We start from the raw sequence: 16,717 nt of genomic DNA, 5'->3' as shown, positions 1-16,717 counted from the left end.
ACGCCTGCGGCGACTCAGGCGACCGTGGCCGGATCGACGTTCGCCCCGCAGATGATCAGGCACACCTTCTCGCCCTCGCGCGGCACGTAGGCGCCGGTCTGCAGCGCCGCCAACGGCAGCGCGGCGGCCGGCTCCACGGCGAGCTTCAGCTCCTTCCAGAGCCACTGCTGGGCGGCGCGGATCGCGTCGTCGGACAGCAGCAGCGCGTCACGCACCTGCTGCTGGGTGATCTCCCAGGCGATGGCGCCGATGCGGCGCGCGCCGAGCGAATCGGCCGCGATGCCGCCGACGTCCACGTCGACCGGCTCGCCGGCCTCGCGGGCGCGGAACAGCGTCGGGGCCTTTTCGGGCTCGAGCGCCACCACGCGGGCGCGCTGCTCGAACCAGCCGGCCAGGCCGCCGATCAGGCCGCCGCCACCCACGCTCACGAGCACGGCGTTGGGCAGGCCGCCCTGCGCCTCGATCTCACGGCCGAGCGTGCCGGCGCCGGCCACCACTTCGGGCTGGTCGTAGGCGTGGGTGAGCAAGGCACCGGTTTCCTTCTGGCGCGTGAGGCAGGCGGCCAGCGCGTCGGGGTACAACTCGCCGACCACGACCACTTCGGCGCCCAGCGCCCGCAGGCGCGCGCGCTTGGCTTCGGGCGACACGCCCGGCAGGAACACCTGGCAGGGCACGCCCAGCGCCTTGGCGGCGGCCGCCGTGGCAATGCCGGCGTTGCCGCCCGAGGCCACGATCACGCCCGCGGCGGGGATGTCGTTGGCCAGCAGGCGGTTCATCATGCCGCGGGCCTTGAAGCTGCCGCTGACCTGCATGTGCTCCAGCTTGAGCCAGATTTCGGCGCCGGGCGCGGCCACGCCCAGGGCGGCGGCCGGCAGCTTCCACAGCGGCGTTTCACGCAGGAAATGGCCGGCGCGTTCGCCCAGCCTGCGGGAGGCGCTCTCGATGTCGGGGCGCCAATCGGTGTTTTTCATGATGTTCAGGAGATGTGCCCAGGGGGCGGGATGTCGTCGAGCTTGAGGCCCTTGGGAAGCGGGAACTTGATGGTTTCCTCGATGCCGTCCATCTTGCGCACCGACACGGCGCCGAAGGCGCGCACGCGCTCGATCACCTCGTGCACCAGCACCTCGGGCGCCGAGGCGCCGGCGGTGAGGCCGATGCGCGACTTGCCCTCGAACCATTCGGGCTTGAGCTCGTCGGCCGAATCGACCATGTAGCTCTCGGTGCCCAGGCGCTGCGCCAGCTCGCGCAGGCGGTTGCTGTTGGAGCTGGTGGGGCTGCCGACCACGATCACGAGGTCGACCTGCGGGCTCATGATCTTCACCGCGTCCTGGCGGTTCTGGGTGGCGTAGCAAATATCCTGCTGCTTGGGCTCGCGCACGTTCGGAAAGCGCGCGCGCACGGCGGCAGCGATCTCGGCGGCGTCGTCCACGCTGAGCGTGGTCTGCGTGACCACGGCGAGCTTCTCGGTCTGCAGCGGCGACGCGTTGGCCACGTCGGCCACGTCTTCCACGAGGTGGATGCCGCTCGACAGCTGCCCCATCGTGCCCTCGACCTCGGGGTGTCCCTTGTGGCCGATCATGATGAATTCGTAGCCCTCTTTGGCGAGCTTGGCCACCTCGACGTGCACCTTGGTCACGAGCGGGCAGGTGGCGTCGAAGATCGAGAAGCCGCGGTCGCGCGCCTCCTGCTCCACGGCCTTGCTCACGCCGTGCGCGCTGAACACCAGCGTGGAGCCGGGCGGCACGTCGGAGAGCTCTTCGATGAAGATCGCGCCCTTGGCCTTGAGCTCGTTCACCACGTAGGTGTTGTGCACGATCTCGTGGCGCACGTAGATCGGCGCGCCGAACTTGGCGAGGGCGCGCTCGACGATCTCGATGGCGCGGTCCACGCCGGCGCAGAAACCGCGCGGCTCGGCCAGGAGGACTTCTTCGATGTTCGGGTTCATAGCACGCCGATCAGCTTCACTTCGAAGGTGACCGGTTGCCCGGCGAGCGGGTGGTTGAAATCGAAGCGCACGCCGGTCTCGTTCGACTCGACGACCGCGCCCGCGTAGCTGCCCGAGCCGTCGGGCGTGGGGAACTGCACCACGTCGCCGACGGCGTACTGCTCGTCGGGGTCGCCCATCTGGGCCAGCAGCTTGCGCGCCACCCATTGCTGCATGTCGGGGTTGCGCTCGCCGAAGGCCTCGCCGGCGGGCAGCTCGAAGGTGGCGTGCGCGCCCTCTTCCATGCCCATCAGGCGCTGCTCCATGGCCGGCGAGAGCTCGCCGGTGCCCAGCGACAGCGTGGCGGGCTTGTCGGCGAAGGTGTTGATGATGTCGCCCGCCGGACCGGCCAGCCGGTAGTGCAGGGTCAGGAAGGAGCCGGAAGTCACAACTTGGGACATGGGTGCAGCGAAGGTGGGCAAAGACGAGGGAGGTGTCCCGATAAACTGGCCCTCATTTTAAGGATCGGGGCAACATCTCGCCCCGGCCCAGGTTTCTGCAGGGTTTCATGGCATTCAAGGATCTCCCTCTCGACGCCCGGCCGCGCGAAAAGCTCATCGCGCGGGGCGCCGCCGCGCTGGCCGACGCCGAGCTGCTGGCGCTGCTGCTGCGCACCGGCGTGGCCGGCAAGAACGTGCTCCAGCTGGCCCAGCAACTGCTCGAGCGCTTCGGCGGACTGTCGGGGCTGCTGCACACCGCGCCCGATGACCTCAAGGCGGTCAAGGGCATGGGCGGCAGCGCCAAGCGCTCCGAACTCACGGCGGTGCTCGAACTGGCGCGCCGCGCCATGGGCGAGCGCCTGAAGGAGCGCACGGTGTTCGACTCGCCCGAGGCGGTCAAGCAGTACCTGCAGATGCACATCGGCTCGCGCCCGCACGAGGTGTTCGCAGTGCTGTTCCTCGACGTGCAGCACCGCCTGCTCACGCTCGAGGAGCTGTTTCGCGGCACGCTCACGCAGACCAGCGTCTACCCGCGCGAGGTCGTCACCCGCGCCCTGCACCACCAGGCCGCGGCCGTGGTGCTGGCCCACAACCACCCCAGCGGCAGCATCGAGCCCTCGCGCGCCGACGAATCGCTCACGCAGACGCTGCGCGCCGCGCTGGCGCTGGTCGACGTGCGCGTGCTCGACCACGTCATCGTGAGCCCGGGCCAGAGCTTCTCGATGGCGGAACGGGGACTGATCTGATGGCTTCTTCTTCCCGTCCTCCCGCCCTGAAAACCCTCGCTGACCTCAAGCAGGTGCAGCGCGTGCTCGCCGAAACCCGCGAGCGCGAAGCCGCCGAGGCCGCCGCGCGGGCCGCAGCCGAGCGCAAGCGCGCTGCCGAGAAAGACCTGTTCACGCGCGCCATCGGCGCCACCGAACCGCTGCGCCGCAAGGCCGCGGTGCCGCTCGCGCCCGAGCCGCCCGCGCCCATTCCGTTTCAGCACCAGCTCGACGAGCAGCGCGTGCTGCGCGAATCGCTGTCCGACGAGTTCGACGTGACCACGCTGCTCGACGTCGACGACGCCATGAGCTTTCGCCGCCCCGGCATCGGCACCGACATCACGGCGCGGCTGCGCAAGGGCGACTGGTCGATCCAGGGGCAGGTCGACCTGCACGGCCTGCGCAGCGACGAGGCGCGCGAGGCGCTCGGTGGCTTCATCCGCAATGCGCACAAGCAGGGGCTGCGCTGCGTGCGCGTGGTGCACGGCAAGGGCCTGGGCTCGCCCGGCAAGCAGCCGGTGCTCAAGACCAAGACGCAGCGCTGGCTGATCCAGAAGAACGAGGTGATTGCGTTCGTGCAAGCGAAGCCGGCCGAAGGCGGGGCCGGGGCGCTGGTGGTGCTGCTGGCGCCCGTGCGGCGCTGACTTGCGTGCCTTGCTCCTTCCCCTTCCGGGGGAAGGTCGGGATGGGGGCACGCGGCCTTCGAGGCTGCACAGCGTTGGAGGCCGCGTGCCCCCACCCCTGCCCTCCCCCAGCGGGGGAGGGAGAAGTTCAGGTCACTTGCTCAGGTCGACCTTGTAGACCGAGCGGCCCTTGCCGCTGTCATCGTCCGCCTTGAGCAGCGAGATGTTCGCCAGTCCCGCATCGGTCGCAGCACTCAACTGCCCCTGCCCCGACGTGATCGTCACATTCCCCGCCGTCGTCACCTTGGTGAAGCGCCAGCTGCGCGCCGCGCCGTCCGCCGCGCGCGTGATCGTCTTCTTCGCCTTGATGTACGCGATCAGCACGTCGCGGTTCGCATCGGGCGAGGCGTAGATCGTCGCGCGCCCGTCCAGCGCCGGAATGAAGCTCGCACCACTCGTCGCGCGGTAGTTGTTCGTGGCAATCACGAACTCCTTCGCCGGGTCGATGGGCGCGCCCAGGTACATGAGGTTCTTGATGCGGCTGCCCACGGCCTGCGTCACGTCGATCTCGTACTGCATGTCGGGCGTGGTGAACATGTCGAAGTTGTAGCCCGGGAAGGTGCTGATCAGCGGCTGGTCGGTCGTGAGCGCCGGGTCGATCCTGTTGAAGCGCTTGGCCGCGGCCTCGAGCCAGCCCTTGATCTCGGCGCCCGTCACCTTCACCGCGTACACCGTGTTCGGGTACAGGTACAGGTCGGCGGCGCTGAAGATCGCCAGGTTGCCCACGGCCACGTCGGTGTAGTCGCGCCCGCCCTCGAAGCCCGACTTGAAGGGCGCACTCACCGACAGCACCGGCAGGCCGGCGTACTGCGGCAGGCTGGCCTGGATGTAGGTCTTCACGTAGTCGGCCTGGGCCTGGTTCACGATCTGGATCGCGCCCGGGTCGCCCACGTCGGCAAAGAAGGTGTTCATGCGGAAGTCGGTGCTGCCGATGGGCGTCTTCACGTAGTCGATCGCGGCCTGGTGCTGGGTGTCGACCAGCGGTGCCACGCTCGGGTCGGCGTCGACGTACACGGCCTTGCCCGCGCCGTCCTTGCCGGTCTGCGTGGAGCGCGCCTCGACCAGCGTCTTGCTCTTGTCCACGCCCCAGGCCTTGCCGTCCCACACGAGCTCGAGCTTCACGAGCCCCAGCGCCTTGCCCCACGAGCTGGGCATCACGGCCGGCACGCCGTTGACGGTGCCGGCGGCGTTGTCCACGCCGGGCTGCGTGTAGCCGGGCTTGGCGCCGCGGTCGGGGAACAGGCCGTGCTGGTGGCCCATCATCAGCACGTCGATGCCGGGCACCTTCGACAGGTACAGGCCCGGACTTTCCATCGTCGGCGAGTACGGCGAGGCGTCGAGGCCGCCGTGCTGCAGCGCGACCACGATGTCGGCGCCCTTCTCACGCAGCTCGGGCACGTAGCGCTTGGCCGCTTCGACCGCGCCCTCGGTGCGCAGCTTGCCTTCGAGAAAACGCTTGTCCCAGTTCATGATGCCGGGCGTGGTGAAGCCGATCACACCGACCTTCACCGGCACCGTCACGCTCTTGCCATCCGGCGCGGTGGCCGTGAACTGCTTGGTGACGATGGTGTACGGCGCGACGAGCGGCTTGCCGCTCTTGAGGCTGTGCACGTTGGCCACCACCATCGGAAAGCTTGGGCCCGCGCATTTCTTGCTGCCGTCCACGCCCTCGACATCGAGGCCGCCGCCGAGCACCTGGTTGAGAAAGTCCAGGCCGTAGTTGAACTCGTGGTTGCCCAGCGTGCCAGCGTCGAAGCCGGTGGCGTTCATCACCTTGTAGATCGACAGCGGCTGCGTGCACGGGATGCGGCTGACCAGCGCTTCGTAGTCGGCCAGCGCGGTGCCCTGGATGGTGTCGCCGTTGTCGAACAGCATCGTGTTCGCGAACTCCTTGCGCGCGGCGTTGATGAGCGTGGCAGTGCGCTCGTAGCCGTACGACTTGTCTTCGGCGAGCTTGAAGTAGTCGTAGCTGCGCACGTTGAAGTGCAGGTCGGTCGTTTCGAGCAGCGCGACCGTGGCGCGCGTGCCGGCGGCCACGGGCGCCGGGGCAGGCGCGGGCGCAGGAGGCGGAACGATCGGGGGGAACGTGGTGCCGCCTCCGTTGCCACCGCCACAGGCGGTGAGCACGGCGGCCAGGACGGCGGCACAGGTGGACATGGGGGCGAGGCGCGCCAGCGACGCGGCCACTGCGTTGTTCATCGAGAGGTCTCCCTGCGGATATGAGGAAGGACCAGTCTCCGAAAGCCGGGTGACAGACCGGTGAATCCGGGCCTGTCGTGCAGCGCCGTTGCGACAGCCGTTGCGTCAGATTTACGCCAGGTGATTCTTTAGTGGTACCGCCGCGTCCGCCACCGCCTCGGGCGCGGGGCTGCGGCCCGCTTCGAGCAGCTTGCGGCTCATCATGTGATCGACCGGCGCGTTCACCGATTCGACGCACACGAGCTGGCCGTCGACGTAGTGGAACAGCGAGAACGCTTCGGGCTTTGGCCCTGCGCGACGCACGCTCGACAGGCCCGGCGTGCCTTCGGCCGGCATGAGGCCCGCCATCTGCAGGCGCAGGCCGCCCTGGTCGGACCAGAACCATGCGACCGCGTCGTGATCGCGCGCCGCGCCGGTCAGCGTGGCCACGGCCGTGCGTGCCTGGTCGTTCGCGTTCTGCACCGATTCGAGCCGCAGCACGCGGCCCGCGCGGCGGTCGGGGAAGCGCGTGCAATCGCCCACCGCAAGCACGTCGGCCGCGCTGGTCTGCATGTGGCCGTCGACCACGATGCCGTCGGCGCACTCGAGGCCCGCGGCCTGCGCGAGCGCGGTCTCGGGCACCGCGCCGATGCCCAGCAGCAGCAGGTCGATCGGCTGCTTCACGCCGTTGACCTCGACCGACACGAGCCGGTCGCCCATGACCTCGAAGGCGCCGGTCTGCGCACCCAGCACGATGTCGATGCCGGCCGCGCGGTGCGTGGCGAGCACGTGCGCCGACAGCTCGGGCGACACGGCACGGCCCAAGAGGCGCGGCGCGCACTCGATCACCTGCACGCGCTTGCCCAGCGCCTGCGCGGTGGCCGCCACTTCGAGGCCGATGAAGCCGCCGCCCAGCACCGTGACCTGCTGCGCATCCGCCAGCCGCGTGCGCAGGCGATGTGCTTCGTCGGCGGCGCGCAGGCTCGCCACGTTCTCCAGGCCTTGCGGCAGGCCAGGCATCTGGCGTGCGCGCGTGCCGGTGGCCAGCACCAGGCGCTCCCACGGCAGCACCGCGCCCGAGCGCAGCGTGACGGTGTGCGCCTCGCGGTCGATGCCCACGGCGGCGTCGCCCAGGTGCAGCGTGATGCCCGCTTCGCGGTACCAGTCGGCAGCCTTGTGCGGCTGCGTGGTTTCGTCGGCACTCTTGAGGAAGGCCTTCGACAGCGGCGGACGGTGATAAGGCTCGCAGGCCTCTTCGCAGACCAGGTGCACGCGCGCGCCCTGCCCGGCTTCCGCCAGGCCCGCGCAGAGCTGGGCCGCGGCGTGGCCGCCGCCGATGATGACGATGGAATTCATGGAGAACAGTCTTTCGGGAATCGTTGTCGGGTCACTCGCCGCGGTTGCGCATCCAGTCGGCGGTTTTGAAGAAGGAGTCCCTGAGGCGTGCGCGCAGGTCTTCGGGCACGCCGGTCTCGCCCATCGCCTGGTCCATGCAGGCCAGCCACTGGTCGCGTTCCTTGATGCCGATGCTGTGGCCGCCGATGGCCTGCGGCAGGTGCCGCGCGCGCAGCATGGGGTGGCCGAAGCGGTCGGTGTAGTGGGCGGGCCCGCCGAGCCAGCCGCACAGGAACCAGAACAGGCGCTGGCGCGCGTTGTCCAGGTCGGTGCCGTGCACGGCGCGCAGTTGCGCGTAGGCCGGCTCGAGGTCCATCAGGTCGTAGAAGCGCTCGACCAGCGCCGCCACCTTCGGCTCGCCGCCGATCCACTCGAAGGGCGTGCCGGCGGGCGGTTTGTCTTGAATCTGCATGAAAGCGAGTATCCCCTCGGGCCGCTCTAGAGTTGGATCAGATCGGGAATGCCCACATCGGTGCTCACGTCGACCGTGTAGTCCACGCCCTCGACGGCAAAGCCGAACAGGCGCAGAAACTCGGTCTTGTAGCCCGCGAAATCGGTCAGCTCGTTGAGGTTCTCGCCGGTGACCTGCGGCCAGAGTTCCTGCACGCGGGCCTGCACCTGCGGCGCCAGTTCCTTGTAGTCGGCGCGCAGGCGGCCTTCGTCGTCCAGGTGCGGCGTGGCGCCGTACAGGCTGTCGGCGTACAGGCCGTGCACCTGCTCGATGCAGCCCTCGTGCGTGCCTTCGGCCTTCATCACCTTGAACAGCAGCGACAGGTACAGCGGCATCATCGGAATGGCCGAACTGGCCTGCGTGACCACCGCCTTCAGCACCGACACGCGCGCGTCGCCGCCCTTGGCGGCCAGCTGCGCGCGGATGTCCAGCACCTTCTCGTCCAGATCCTTCTTGGCGGCGCCGATGGAGCCGTTCCAGTAGATGTCGTGCGTGATCTGCTCGCCCAGGTAGGTGAAGGCCGTGGTCTTGGCGCCGTCGGCCAGCACGCCGGCCTGCTGCAGCGCGTCGATCCACATCTGCCAGTCTTCGCCGCCCATGACGGCGACGGTGTTGTCGATCTCTTCCTGCGTGGCGGGCTCGAGCACCGATTCCTTCACGGTCCCGCTGTCGGTGTCCAGGCCGCGCAGCGTCACGGCCTTGCCGATGGGCTTGAGCACGGAGTTGAAGACCTGGCCGGTCTTGGGGTGCGTGCGGCGCGGCGCGGCCAGGCTGTAGACCACGAGGTCGACCTGGCCGAGGTCCGCGCGGATGGTCTCGATGGCCTGCTGCTTCACCGCGTCGGAAAAGCCGTCGCCGTTGATCGTCTTGGCGTAGCGCCCTTCGGCCGTGGCGGCGCGGTGGAAGGCGGCGGTGTTGTACCAGCCGGGCGAGCCGGGCTTGGTCGCGCTGCCCGCGCGTTCGAAGCACACGCCCAGCGTGTCGGCGCCGCTGCCGAAGGCCGCGGTGATGCGCGCGGCCAGGCCGTAGCCGGTGGACGCGCCGATCACCAGCACGCGCTTGGCGCCGCCCGCGATGGGGGGTTTGGCTTTGACGTACGCGATCTGTTGCCGGACATTGGCTTCGCAGCCCACGGGTTGGGTGGTGACGCAGATGAAGCCGCGCACGCGGGGTTGGATGATCATGAAAAGCTCGCTCGGTAAGACATTCGGGGGACGGCGGCGGGGCACGTCGCGGCGTCGCGAATTTAACCCAGCCGGCAATAGGCCGATTCATCAGCCCCATATGCATATGTCGATTGACGATTTAATAATCTTGGGTTTTATTGATATGGTTCCGGCCTGAATTTCACTCTGGAGAGAGGACGATCCCCACCATGCGCCACACCCTGCTTGCCGCGGCCCTTGCCGCTTCCGCCCTGCTGACCGGCGTTGCCGCCCATGCGGACCAGCTCGCCGACATCAAGAAGAAGGGCGAACTCGTGGTCGGCGTGCTCGGCACCGACGAGCCCGCCACCTTCATCGATCCGAAGACGCGCCAGATCGTCGGCTACGAGGTCGACCTGGTGAACGCCATCGCGAAAAAGATCGGCGTGAAGCCGGTGCTCAAGCAGATCGCCGTGGCCGCGCGCATTCCCGAGCTGCAACAGGGCCACGTGGACCTGGTGGCCGCCGGCCTCACGCACAACAAGGAGCGCGAGGCGCAGATCGACTTCTCGCTCACCACCTTCGTCACCGGCCAGAAGGCCATCGTGAAGAAGACCAGCGGCATCACCGAGGTGCCGCAGCTCGGCGGCAAGAAGGTGCTGACCATCCGCGGCGGCACGCAGGAACCCAACATCCGCAAGGCCGTGCCCACCGCCGAGGTCGTGACCTTCGACACCAGCCAGCAGGCCTTCCAGGCGCTGCAGCAGGGCAAGGGCGTGGGCTACGTCGACGACGAGGCCGCGCTGCTGCGCAGCTACGCCAAGCTGGGCCCGCAGAAGGCGCAGTACGTGGTGCTCAAGCAGAACCTGAGCACCGAGTCGCTGGCCATCGGCATCAAGAAGGGCGAGAGCGGCCTGAAGACGGTGGTGGACGACACGCTGCGCGAACTCGAGAAGTCGGGCGAGGCGCAGAAGATCTTCCTGAAGTGGTACGGCCCGAACACGGCATCGGGCTTCCAGACCCGCGACTTCAAGCTCGAGACCGACAAGATCGACTGAGCCCGCGCGCTCGGCACACCAGGGGCGGGCCGCCATGCGACCCGCCCTTCGCTTTTGAGCGGCACGGCCCGCATGCGTACCATGTGCGCCCCGGCGCCTTTCGCCGTGCCTCCCGTTTCCCATGCCCCTGTTCGACTATTCGCTGCTGCTCACCGGCCAGTACCACGACATGCTGGTCGCGGGCCTGTGGCTGTCGCTGCAGCTGCTCGCGGTCTCGCTCGTCTTTGCGCTGCCGCTGGCGCTGGTGGTGGCGCTGCTGCGGCTCTCGCCGCTCGCGCCGCTGCGCTGGCTCGGCTTTGCGTACGTGGAATCGATCCGCAACATCCCGCTGCTGGCCCACATGCTGTTCTGGTACTTCGGCGCGCCCGAGCTGCTGCCCGAGGGCCTGAAGACCTGGCTCTATGAAGGCCACATCGAGGCCTACAGCGCGATCGTGGCGCTGTCGCTGTACACGGCGGCCTTCATGGCCGAGGACATTCGCAGCGGCATCCGCTCGATCCCGGCCGTGCAGTTCGAGGCCGGCCGCGCGCTGGGCTTCAGCTTCCTGGCCACCATGCGCCGCGTGGTGCTGCCGCAGGCGCTGCGCGTGACCGTGCCGCCGCTCATCTCGCAGACGCTGAGCCTGTGGAAGAACACCTCGATCGCCACGGTGATCGGCGTGGCCGAGCTGATGTACCAGGCCGGGCAGGTCGAGAGCGCGACCTTCCGCAGCTTCGAGTCGTTCGCGTTCGCGAGTGCGGCGTACCTGACGGTGTCGCTGGCCATCACCGGCCTGGCGACCTGGTACCACCACCGCTTCCCGGTGCGGACCATCTGAAGGCGGCGCGCTGATGCTCGAAATCATCCACGACTACTGGGTCTACTTCCTCATTGGGCAATATCCCAACGGCCCGCTCGGCGGCCTGGTGCTCACGCTGCTGCTGGCCTCGTGCGGGCTGGTGCTGGCGCTGCCGCTGGGCATCGTGCTCGGCCTGGCGCGCGTGAGTCCGTGGCGCTGCGTGCGCTGGCCGGTCACGGCGCTGGTGTTCGTGGTGCGCGGCCTGCCGCTGTTGATGGTGATCTTCTGGGCCTACTTCTTCCTGCCCAGCGTCACGGGCGTGAAGACCGACCAGTTCACCACCATGCTGATCGCGCTGGTGATCTTCGATGCCGCCTACCTCGCCGAGATCGTGCGTGCCGGCATCCAGGGCCTGCCGCGCGGGCAGATGGAAACCGCGCGCGCGCTCGGCCTGAGCTACTTCGGCGCGATGCGCCTCGTGGTGCTGCCACAGGCGCTGCGCAGCATGCTGCCCTCGCTGGTGAACCAGTTCGTCTCGACCATCAAGGAGACCTCGCTGGGCTACATCATCGGACTGGCCGAGGTGTCGTTCATTGCCACGCAGATCAACACGCAGGTGTTCACCAAGCCGGCGCAGATCTACCTGATCCTGGGCCTGACCTACTTCATCCTGTGCTTCGGCCTCTCGCGCTTCGCCTACTGGCTGGAGCGCCGGCTCGCGCGCCGCGGCCTTCCCGCCGCGACCCTCAAGGTGCCCGCATGATCGAACTCCAACAAGTCAACAAGTGGTACGGCAGCTACCACGCGCTGGTCGACGTGACCGAAACCATCCACAAGGGCGAGGTGGTCGTGGTGTGCGGGCCCTCGGGCTCGGGCAAGTCGACGCTGATCCGCACCTTCAACCGGCTGGAGCCGATCCAGTCGGGCCGCATCACGCTCGACGGGCAGGACATCCACGCGCCCGGCCTGGACGTGAACGCGTTTCGCTCGCGCATCGGCTTCGTGTTCCAGCAGTTCAACCTGTTCCCGCACCTGAGCGTGCTGCAGAACTGCACCATGGCGCCGATGCAGCTGCACGGCCTGTCGCGCAAGGAGGCCGACGCGCGCGCGATGGCGCTGCTGGAGCGCGTGGGCCTGGCCAACAAGGCCAATGCCTGGCCCGGCGAGCTGTCGGGCGGCCAGCAGCAGCGCGTGGCCATTGCGCGCGCGCTCGCCATGAAGCCGCCGCTGATGCTGTTCGACGAGCCCACCAGCGCGCTCGACCCCGAGATGGTCGGCGAGGTGCTGCTGGTGATGCGCGATCTCACGCGCGACGGCATGACCATGGTCTGCGTCACGCACGAGATGGGCTTCGCGCGCGAGGTGGCCGACCGCGTGCTCTTCATGGACCAGGGCCAGGTGCTCGAACGCGCCACGCCCGACGATTTCTTCAACCGCCCGCAGCACCCGCGTGCGCAGCAGTTCCTGTCCGACATCCGTTCGCCTTTTTCGAGAGACGCATGACCGACTCCTCCCTCCCCCTCATCGACGTCGCGCCGCTGGTGGCCGGCACGCCCGAACGCGCACGCGTGGCGGCGCAGATCGGCGACGCCTGCCGCGCGCACGGCTTCTTCTATGTCACGGGCCACGGCGTCGATGCCGCATTGATCCAGCGGCTCGAAGACCTGAGCCACCGCTTCTTCGACCTGCCCGAGGAAACCAAGATGCAATGGCGCATGGCCCTGGGCGGCCGTGCCTGGCGCGGCTTCTTCCCGCGCGGCGGCGAGCTGACCTCGGGCCGCCCCGACTGGAAGGAAGGCCTCTACCTGGGCACCGAGCTGCCCGCCGACCACCCGCTGGTGCAGGCGAAAACGCCGGTGCACGGGCCGAATCTCTTTCCCGACGTGCCGGACTTTCGCGAGACCATCCTCGCGTACATGGACGCCGTCACGCAGCTGGGCCACCGGTTGATGGAAGGCATCGCGCTGAGCCTCGGCCTGCCTGCGGGCTACTTCGCTGAACGCTACACGGCCGACCCGCTGATCCTGTTCCGCCTCTTCAACTACCCGACGCAGGCCGTGCCCGAAGGACTGGACGTGCAATGGGGCGTGGGCGAGCACACCGACTACGGCCTGCTCACGATCCTGCACCAGGACACCGTGGGCGGCCTCGCGGTGCACACGCCGGGCGGCTGGATCGATGCGCCGCCGGTGCCCGGCGCCTTCGTCTGCAACATCGGCGACATGCTCGACCGCATGACCGGCGGGCTCTACAAGTCGACGCCGCACCGCGTGAAGCGCAACACCTCGGGCCGCGACCGGCTGTCGTTCCCGCTGTTCTTCGACCCGAACTTCGAGGCCCGCGTGCAGCGCATCGAAGGCCTGGCCGGCGCCGACGCGCTGGACGACAGCGCCGAGCGCTGGGACCGCGCCAACGTGCACGCCTTCAGCGGGCGCTACGGCGACTACCTGCTGGCCAAGGTGTCGAAGGTGTTCCCGCAGCTGCGGGACGAAGTGCTCTGAACTGAACTGAACACGGGCCCTGACTTCGTCAGGGAAACCAGCGCGGCACGTGCGGCATCGCGTCGTGCAGCGAATCGAGCACCTGGAAGGCCTGCGCGACGATCGCCTCGGGCGGGTGCTTGAGGTCGGGCACCACCACCACGCGCATCCCGGCGGCCAGCGCGGCCTTGGCGCCGTTCTCGCTGTCCTCGAAGGCGACGCACGCCGCAGGGTCCACGCCCAGGCGCTCGGCCGCGAGCCGGTACAGCGCCGGGTCGGGCTTGGCGCGCGCCACCTCGTCGCCGCCCGCGAAGGCCTCGAAGTGATGGAGCACGTCGAGGCTGCCGAGGCAGGCCGCGATCTGGCCGCGCGTGGACGACGAGGCGACCGCGCAGCGCGTGCCGCGCCCGCGCAAGGCGGTGAGCAGCTCGGCCGCGCCGGGCTTGATGGGAAAGAGCGGCCGGGCGTCGCCGTCGGCGCGCTCCAGCTGCAGCGCGGCGGTCACCTGCGTCGCCGCGTGCTGGTAGGCGGCGGGGCCGCCGAGCAGCGCGGCAAGGATCTGCTTCGACTCGCTCATGGCCAGCCCCACGCATTGCAGGTACTGGGCGTGCGAAAGCTCGACATCGAGCGTGCGGGCCGCGGCGATCCAGGCGGCCATGATGGGGCGCTCCGAATCGATCAGCAGCCCATCCATGTCAAAAATGGCGGCGGTGAACATCGAGGCGAATCCTAAGCGAGCGACGCGGCGGCCATGAAAAAAGGGGCCATCGGCCCCTTGTTTCGAGAAACGGCAATGCTGCCGGTCAGTCCCGCGCCAGCGCCCGGTTCAGCCCCAGCGCCGCCAGCGTGCCGAGCGCGCCCGACAGCAGGTAGATGCTCACGAAGGCCAGGCCGAAGTGGGCCGACAGGCCCAGGGCGACCAGCGGGGCAAAGGCCGCGCCGATGAGCCAGGCCAGGTCGGCCGTGAGGGCCGCGCCCACGTAGCGGTACTTGGGCGCGAAATTGGAGGTCACGGCGCCGGCCGCTTGGCCGTACGACAGGCCCAGGAGCGCAAAGCCCAGCACGATGAAGATGTCCTGGCCGATGCGTCCGCCGTCGAGCAGCGTGGGCGCGAAGCCGCTGAACACGGCGATCATGGCGGCCAGGCCACCGAGCGTGAAGCGACGGCCGATGCGGTCGGCGATCAGGCCCGAGGCCACGATGCCGATGGCGCCGAACACCGCGCCGACCATCTGCACGATCAGGAACTCGGTGATCGACTGGTCGGAGTACAGCGAGATCCACGACAGCGGGAACACCGTGATCAGGTGGAACAGCGCGTAGCTGGCCAGCGCGGCGAACGCGCCGATCAGCAGGTTGGCGCCCTGCGAGCGGGTCAGCTCGACCACGCTGGTGGGCTGCAGCTCGCGCTCTTCGAGCAGGCGCGCGTACTCGTCGGTGGCCACCAGGCGCAGGCGCGCGAACAGCGCCACGACGTTGATGGCGAAGGCCACGTAGAAGGTGTAGCGCCAGCCCCAGTCGAGGAAGTCGGCCAGCGGCAGGCTGGAATACAGGTACGCGAACAGCGCGCTGGCCAGGAAGAAGCCCAGCGGTGCGCCCAGCTGGCCCAGCATGGCGTACCAGCCGCGCTTGTTGGGCGGTGCGTTCAGCGCCAGCAGCGACGGCAGGCCATCCCACGAGCCGCCCAGTGCCAGGCCCTGGGCAAAGCGGAAGATGGACAGCAGCACGATGGCCGTGAAGCCGATGCTCGCGTAGCCCGGCAGGAAGGCGATGCCGGCGGTGGAGGTGCCCAGCAGGAACAGCGCGATCGTCAGCTTGGTCTCGCGCCCGAAGCGCCGCTGGATCGCCATCGAGATCACGGTGCCGAAGGGGCGCGCGATGAAGGCGAACGAGAAGATCACGAAGGCCCAGAGCACGCCTTCCAGGCGCTGCTCGAAGGGGAAGAACACCGCCGGGAACACCAGCACCGAGGCGATGCCGTAGACGAAGAAGTCGAAATACTCGGAGGCGCGGCCGATGACCACGCCGACCGCGATCTCGCCCGGGGCGATGTGCGAATGGTCGGCGTCTGCGGCGCGGGCGCCGCCTTCGGTCGGGTGCGACACAGGCTGGGCGCCTGGTGGACTGATGCTGGACGTCGTCATCTTGCTAGCTGGCTGGCTGTAATTCGGGTGTCATGCCGGGGCACGACACAGGGGAAATTCTGGACACCCTGTAGCGTCTCACCGAATTGCGTTTACCGCCATAGGACAAAACGTCCAATAGGCGGAATCCCTTGGGCGGCGTAGATTGCAGGGTCATTTTTGCGCGGCCTTCGCACTTTCCTCTCCCGGCATGCACATCCTCAAGACCCTTCGCCGAGCACTTCTGCTGCTTTCCGCCATTTTCCTGGCGGGCTGCAACACGGTGCTGTTGAACCCCTCCGGCGACATCGCCAACCAGCAGGGACGCCTCATCGTCGTCTCCACGGTGCTGATGCTGATCATCATCATTCCGGTGATCGCCCTGACCATCTTCTTTGCCTGGCGCTATCGCCAGTCGAACAAGGAGGCCACCTACAGCCCCGACTGGGACCATTCCACGCAGCTCGAGCTGGCGATCTGGGCCGCGCCGCTCTTGATCATCATCGCGCTGGGCGCGATCACCTGGATCAGCACCCACACGCTGGACCCGTACCGCCCGCTGAGCCGCCTGGACGCGCAGCGCCCGATTCCCGCCGAAACCAAGCCGCTGGTGGTCGAGGTGGTGGCGCTGGACTGGAAGTGGCTCTTCATCTACCCCGAGCAGGGCATCGCCACGGTGAACGAGCTGGCCGCCCCGGTGGACCGCCCGATCAGCTTCAAGATCACAGCCTCGTCGGTCATGAACTCCTTCTTCATCCCCGCGCTGGCCGGCCAGATCTATGCCATGCCGGGCATGGAGACCAAGCTGCACGCGGTGATCAACAAGCCGGGTGAGTTCGACGGCTTCTCCGCCAACTACAGCGGCGCGGGCTTCTCGGGCATGCGCTTCAAGTTCCACGGCCTGAGCCATGACGGCTTCGACCAGTGGGTGGCCAAGGTCAAGACCGGCAAGGAAGGCGAGCTGACCCGCGAGCAGTACAAGAAGCTCGAAGTGCCGAGCGAGCGCGAGCCCGTGCGCCACTACGCCGCGGTCGACCCGGCCCTGTACGACGCCATCCTGAACCTGTGCGTCGACCGCAACAAGATGTGCATGAAGGAAATGATGGCCATCGACGCCGACGGCGGCCTGGGCAAGCCCGGCGCCTTCAACGTCGCCACCAAGCAGGCCTGGCAGGCCGACTCCCTCGACACGCCCAAGCGCAAGTACGTCACCGCGATGTGCACCACCGAAGACTAAG

17 protein-coding genes are annotated in these 16,717 nt (G+C 68.5%); 8 read left to right on the top strand and 9 right to left on the bottom strand.

What is annotated here, in order from left to right; all coding sequences use genetic code 11:
* Positions 1-14 precede the first annotated feature (14 nt).
* The 3 genes from AC3WQM_RS06145 to AC3WQM_RS06135 are packed head-to-tail and all read right to left on the bottom strand — an operon-like array spanning position 15 to position 2,385.
* Complete coding sequence (locus AC3WQM_RS06145) at positions 15-971, bottom strand: threonine/serine dehydratase (RefSeq protein ID WP_492677336.1); 957 nt, start codon at positions 969-971, stop codon at positions 15-17.
* Positions 972-976: 5 nt separating this feature from the next.
* Positions 977-1,945, bottom strand: a complete 969-nt coding sequence (gene ispH / locus AC3WQM_RS06140; protein WP_095743996.1) for a 4-hydroxy-3-methylbut-2-enyl diphosphate reductase — start codon at positions 1,943-1,945, stop codon at positions 977-979.
* Positions 1,942-2,385, bottom strand: a complete 444-nt coding sequence (locus AC3WQM_RS06135; protein WP_062469447.1) for an FKBP-type peptidyl-prolyl cis-trans isomerase — start codon at positions 2,383-2,385, stop codon at positions 1,942-1,944. The genes ispH and AC3WQM_RS06135 overlap by 4 nt, the downstream gene beginning before the upstream one ends.
* Before the next feature lie 107 nt (positions 2,386-2,492).
* Between AC3WQM_RS06135 and radC the strand changes: the two genes are divergently transcribed.
* Together radC and AC3WQM_RS06125 are read left to right on the top strand one after the other, a co-directional pair.
* Entirely contained in the window at positions 2,493-3,170 is a 678-nt protein-coding gene (gene radC, locus AC3WQM_RS06130) for a RadC family protein (protein ID WP_095946449.1), read from the top strand.
* A complete protein-coding gene (locus AC3WQM_RS06125) occupies positions 3,170-3,832 on the top strand; it encodes a Smr/MutS family protein (RefSeq protein ID WP_492677335.1) in 663 nt (220 codons plus the stop codon). The genes radC and AC3WQM_RS06125 overlap by 1 nt, the downstream gene beginning before the upstream one ends.
* 132 nt (positions 3,833-3,964) lie before the next feature.
* Here AC3WQM_RS06125 and AC3WQM_RS06120 read toward each other — a convergent pair whose 3' ends face one another.
* The 4 genes from AC3WQM_RS06120 to fabV form a co-directional block, all read right to left on the bottom strand.
* Positions 3,965-6,070, bottom strand: a complete 2,106-nt coding sequence (locus tag AC3WQM_RS06120; protein WP_492677334.1) for a bifunctional 2',3'-cyclic-nucleotide 2'-phosphodiesterase/3'-nucleotidase — start codon at positions 6,068-6,070, stop codon at positions 3,965-3,967.
* Between the two features lie 111 nt (positions 6,071-6,181).
* Positions 6,182-7,405, bottom strand: a complete 1,224-nt coding sequence (locus AC3WQM_RS06115) for an NAD(P)/FAD-dependent oxidoreductase (protein WP_492677333.1) — start codon at positions 7,403-7,405, stop codon at positions 6,182-6,184.
* 31 nt (positions 7,406-7,436) lie between these two features.
* The gene (locus AC3WQM_RS06110; protein WP_447741765.1) at positions 7,437-7,856 is read right to left on the bottom strand and encodes a group II truncated hemoglobin; all 420 of its coding nucleotides are present in this window, start codon (positions 7,854-7,856) and stop codon (positions 7,437-7,439) included.
* A 26-nt stretch (positions 7,857-7,882) separates the two neighbouring features.
* The gene (gene fabV / locus AC3WQM_RS06105) at positions 7,883-9,079 is read right to left on the bottom strand and encodes an enoyl-ACP reductase FabV (protein WP_492677332.1); all 1,197 of its coding nucleotides are present in this window, start codon (positions 9,077-9,079) and stop codon (positions 7,883-7,885) included.
* A 191-nt stretch (positions 9,080-9,270) separates the two neighbouring features.
* On the opposite strand from fabV, the gene AC3WQM_RS06100 reads away from it, so the two are divergent.
* The 5 genes from AC3WQM_RS06100 to AC3WQM_RS06080 all read left to right on the top strand — a co-directional run bounded on the left by AC3WQM_RS06100 (position 9,271) and on the right by AC3WQM_RS06080 (position 13,377).
* Positions 9,271-10,098: an ABC transporter substrate-binding protein gene (locus AC3WQM_RS06100; protein ID WP_062469113.1), complete on the top strand. Its 828-nt coding sequence runs from the start codon at positions 9,271-9,273 to the stop codon at positions 10,096-10,098.
* Positions 10,099-10,219: 121 nt separating this feature from the next.
* Positions 10,220-10,915, top strand: coding sequence for an amino acid ABC transporter permease (locus AC3WQM_RS06095; RefSeq protein WP_056578440.1), 696 nt, complete (start codon positions 10,220-10,222; stop codon positions 10,913-10,915).
* Between the two features lie 13 nt (positions 10,916-10,928).
* On the top strand, positions 10,929-11,639 hold the full coding sequence (locus AC3WQM_RS06090; protein ID WP_095946444.1) for an amino acid ABC transporter permease: 711 nt from the start codon (positions 10,929-10,931) through the stop codon (positions 11,637-11,639).
* Entirely contained in the window at positions 11,636-12,379 is a 744-nt protein-coding gene (locus AC3WQM_RS06085; protein ID WP_062469108.1) for an amino acid ABC transporter ATP-binding protein, read from the top strand. The genes AC3WQM_RS06090 and AC3WQM_RS06085 overlap by 4 nt, the downstream gene beginning before the upstream one ends.
* Positions 12,376-13,377: an isopenicillin N synthase family dioxygenase gene (locus AC3WQM_RS06080; RefSeq protein WP_492677331.1), complete on the top strand. Its 1,002-nt coding sequence runs from the start codon at positions 12,376-12,378 to the stop codon at positions 13,375-13,377. Before AC3WQM_RS06085 ends, AC3WQM_RS06080 begins: the two co-directional genes overlap by 4 nt.
* Before the next feature lie 28 nt (positions 13,378-13,405).
* Here AC3WQM_RS06080 and AC3WQM_RS06075 read toward each other — a convergent pair whose 3' ends face one another.
* The gene (locus tag AC3WQM_RS06075) at positions 13,406-14,074 is read right to left on the bottom strand and encodes an HAD family hydrolase (protein WP_489059651.1); all 669 of its coding nucleotides are present in this window, start codon (positions 14,072-14,074) and stop codon (positions 13,406-13,408) included.
* Positions 14,075-14,159: 85 nt separating this feature from the next.
* Positions 14,160-15,500 (bottom strand): MFS transporter, encoded by a 1,341-nt coding sequence (locus AC3WQM_RS06070; RefSeq protein WP_095743978.1) that lies wholly within the window; start codon positions 15,498-15,500, stop codon positions 14,160-14,162.
* Positions 15,501-15,690: 190 nt separating this feature from the next.
* Here AC3WQM_RS06070 and cyoA point away from each other — a divergent pair, with 190 nt between their 5' ends.
* Positions 15,691-16,716: a ubiquinol oxidase subunit II gene (gene cyoA / locus AC3WQM_RS06065; protein WP_062469097.1), complete on the top strand. Its 1,026-nt coding sequence runs from the start codon at positions 15,691-15,693 to the stop codon at positions 16,714-16,716.
* The last annotated feature ends 1 nt before the right edge of the window (position 16,717 follow it).

This window comes from Variovorax sp. FW301-JW7 (assembly GCF_058788795.1).
This window is presented reverse-complemented; position numbering and strand designations above follow the sequence as displayed.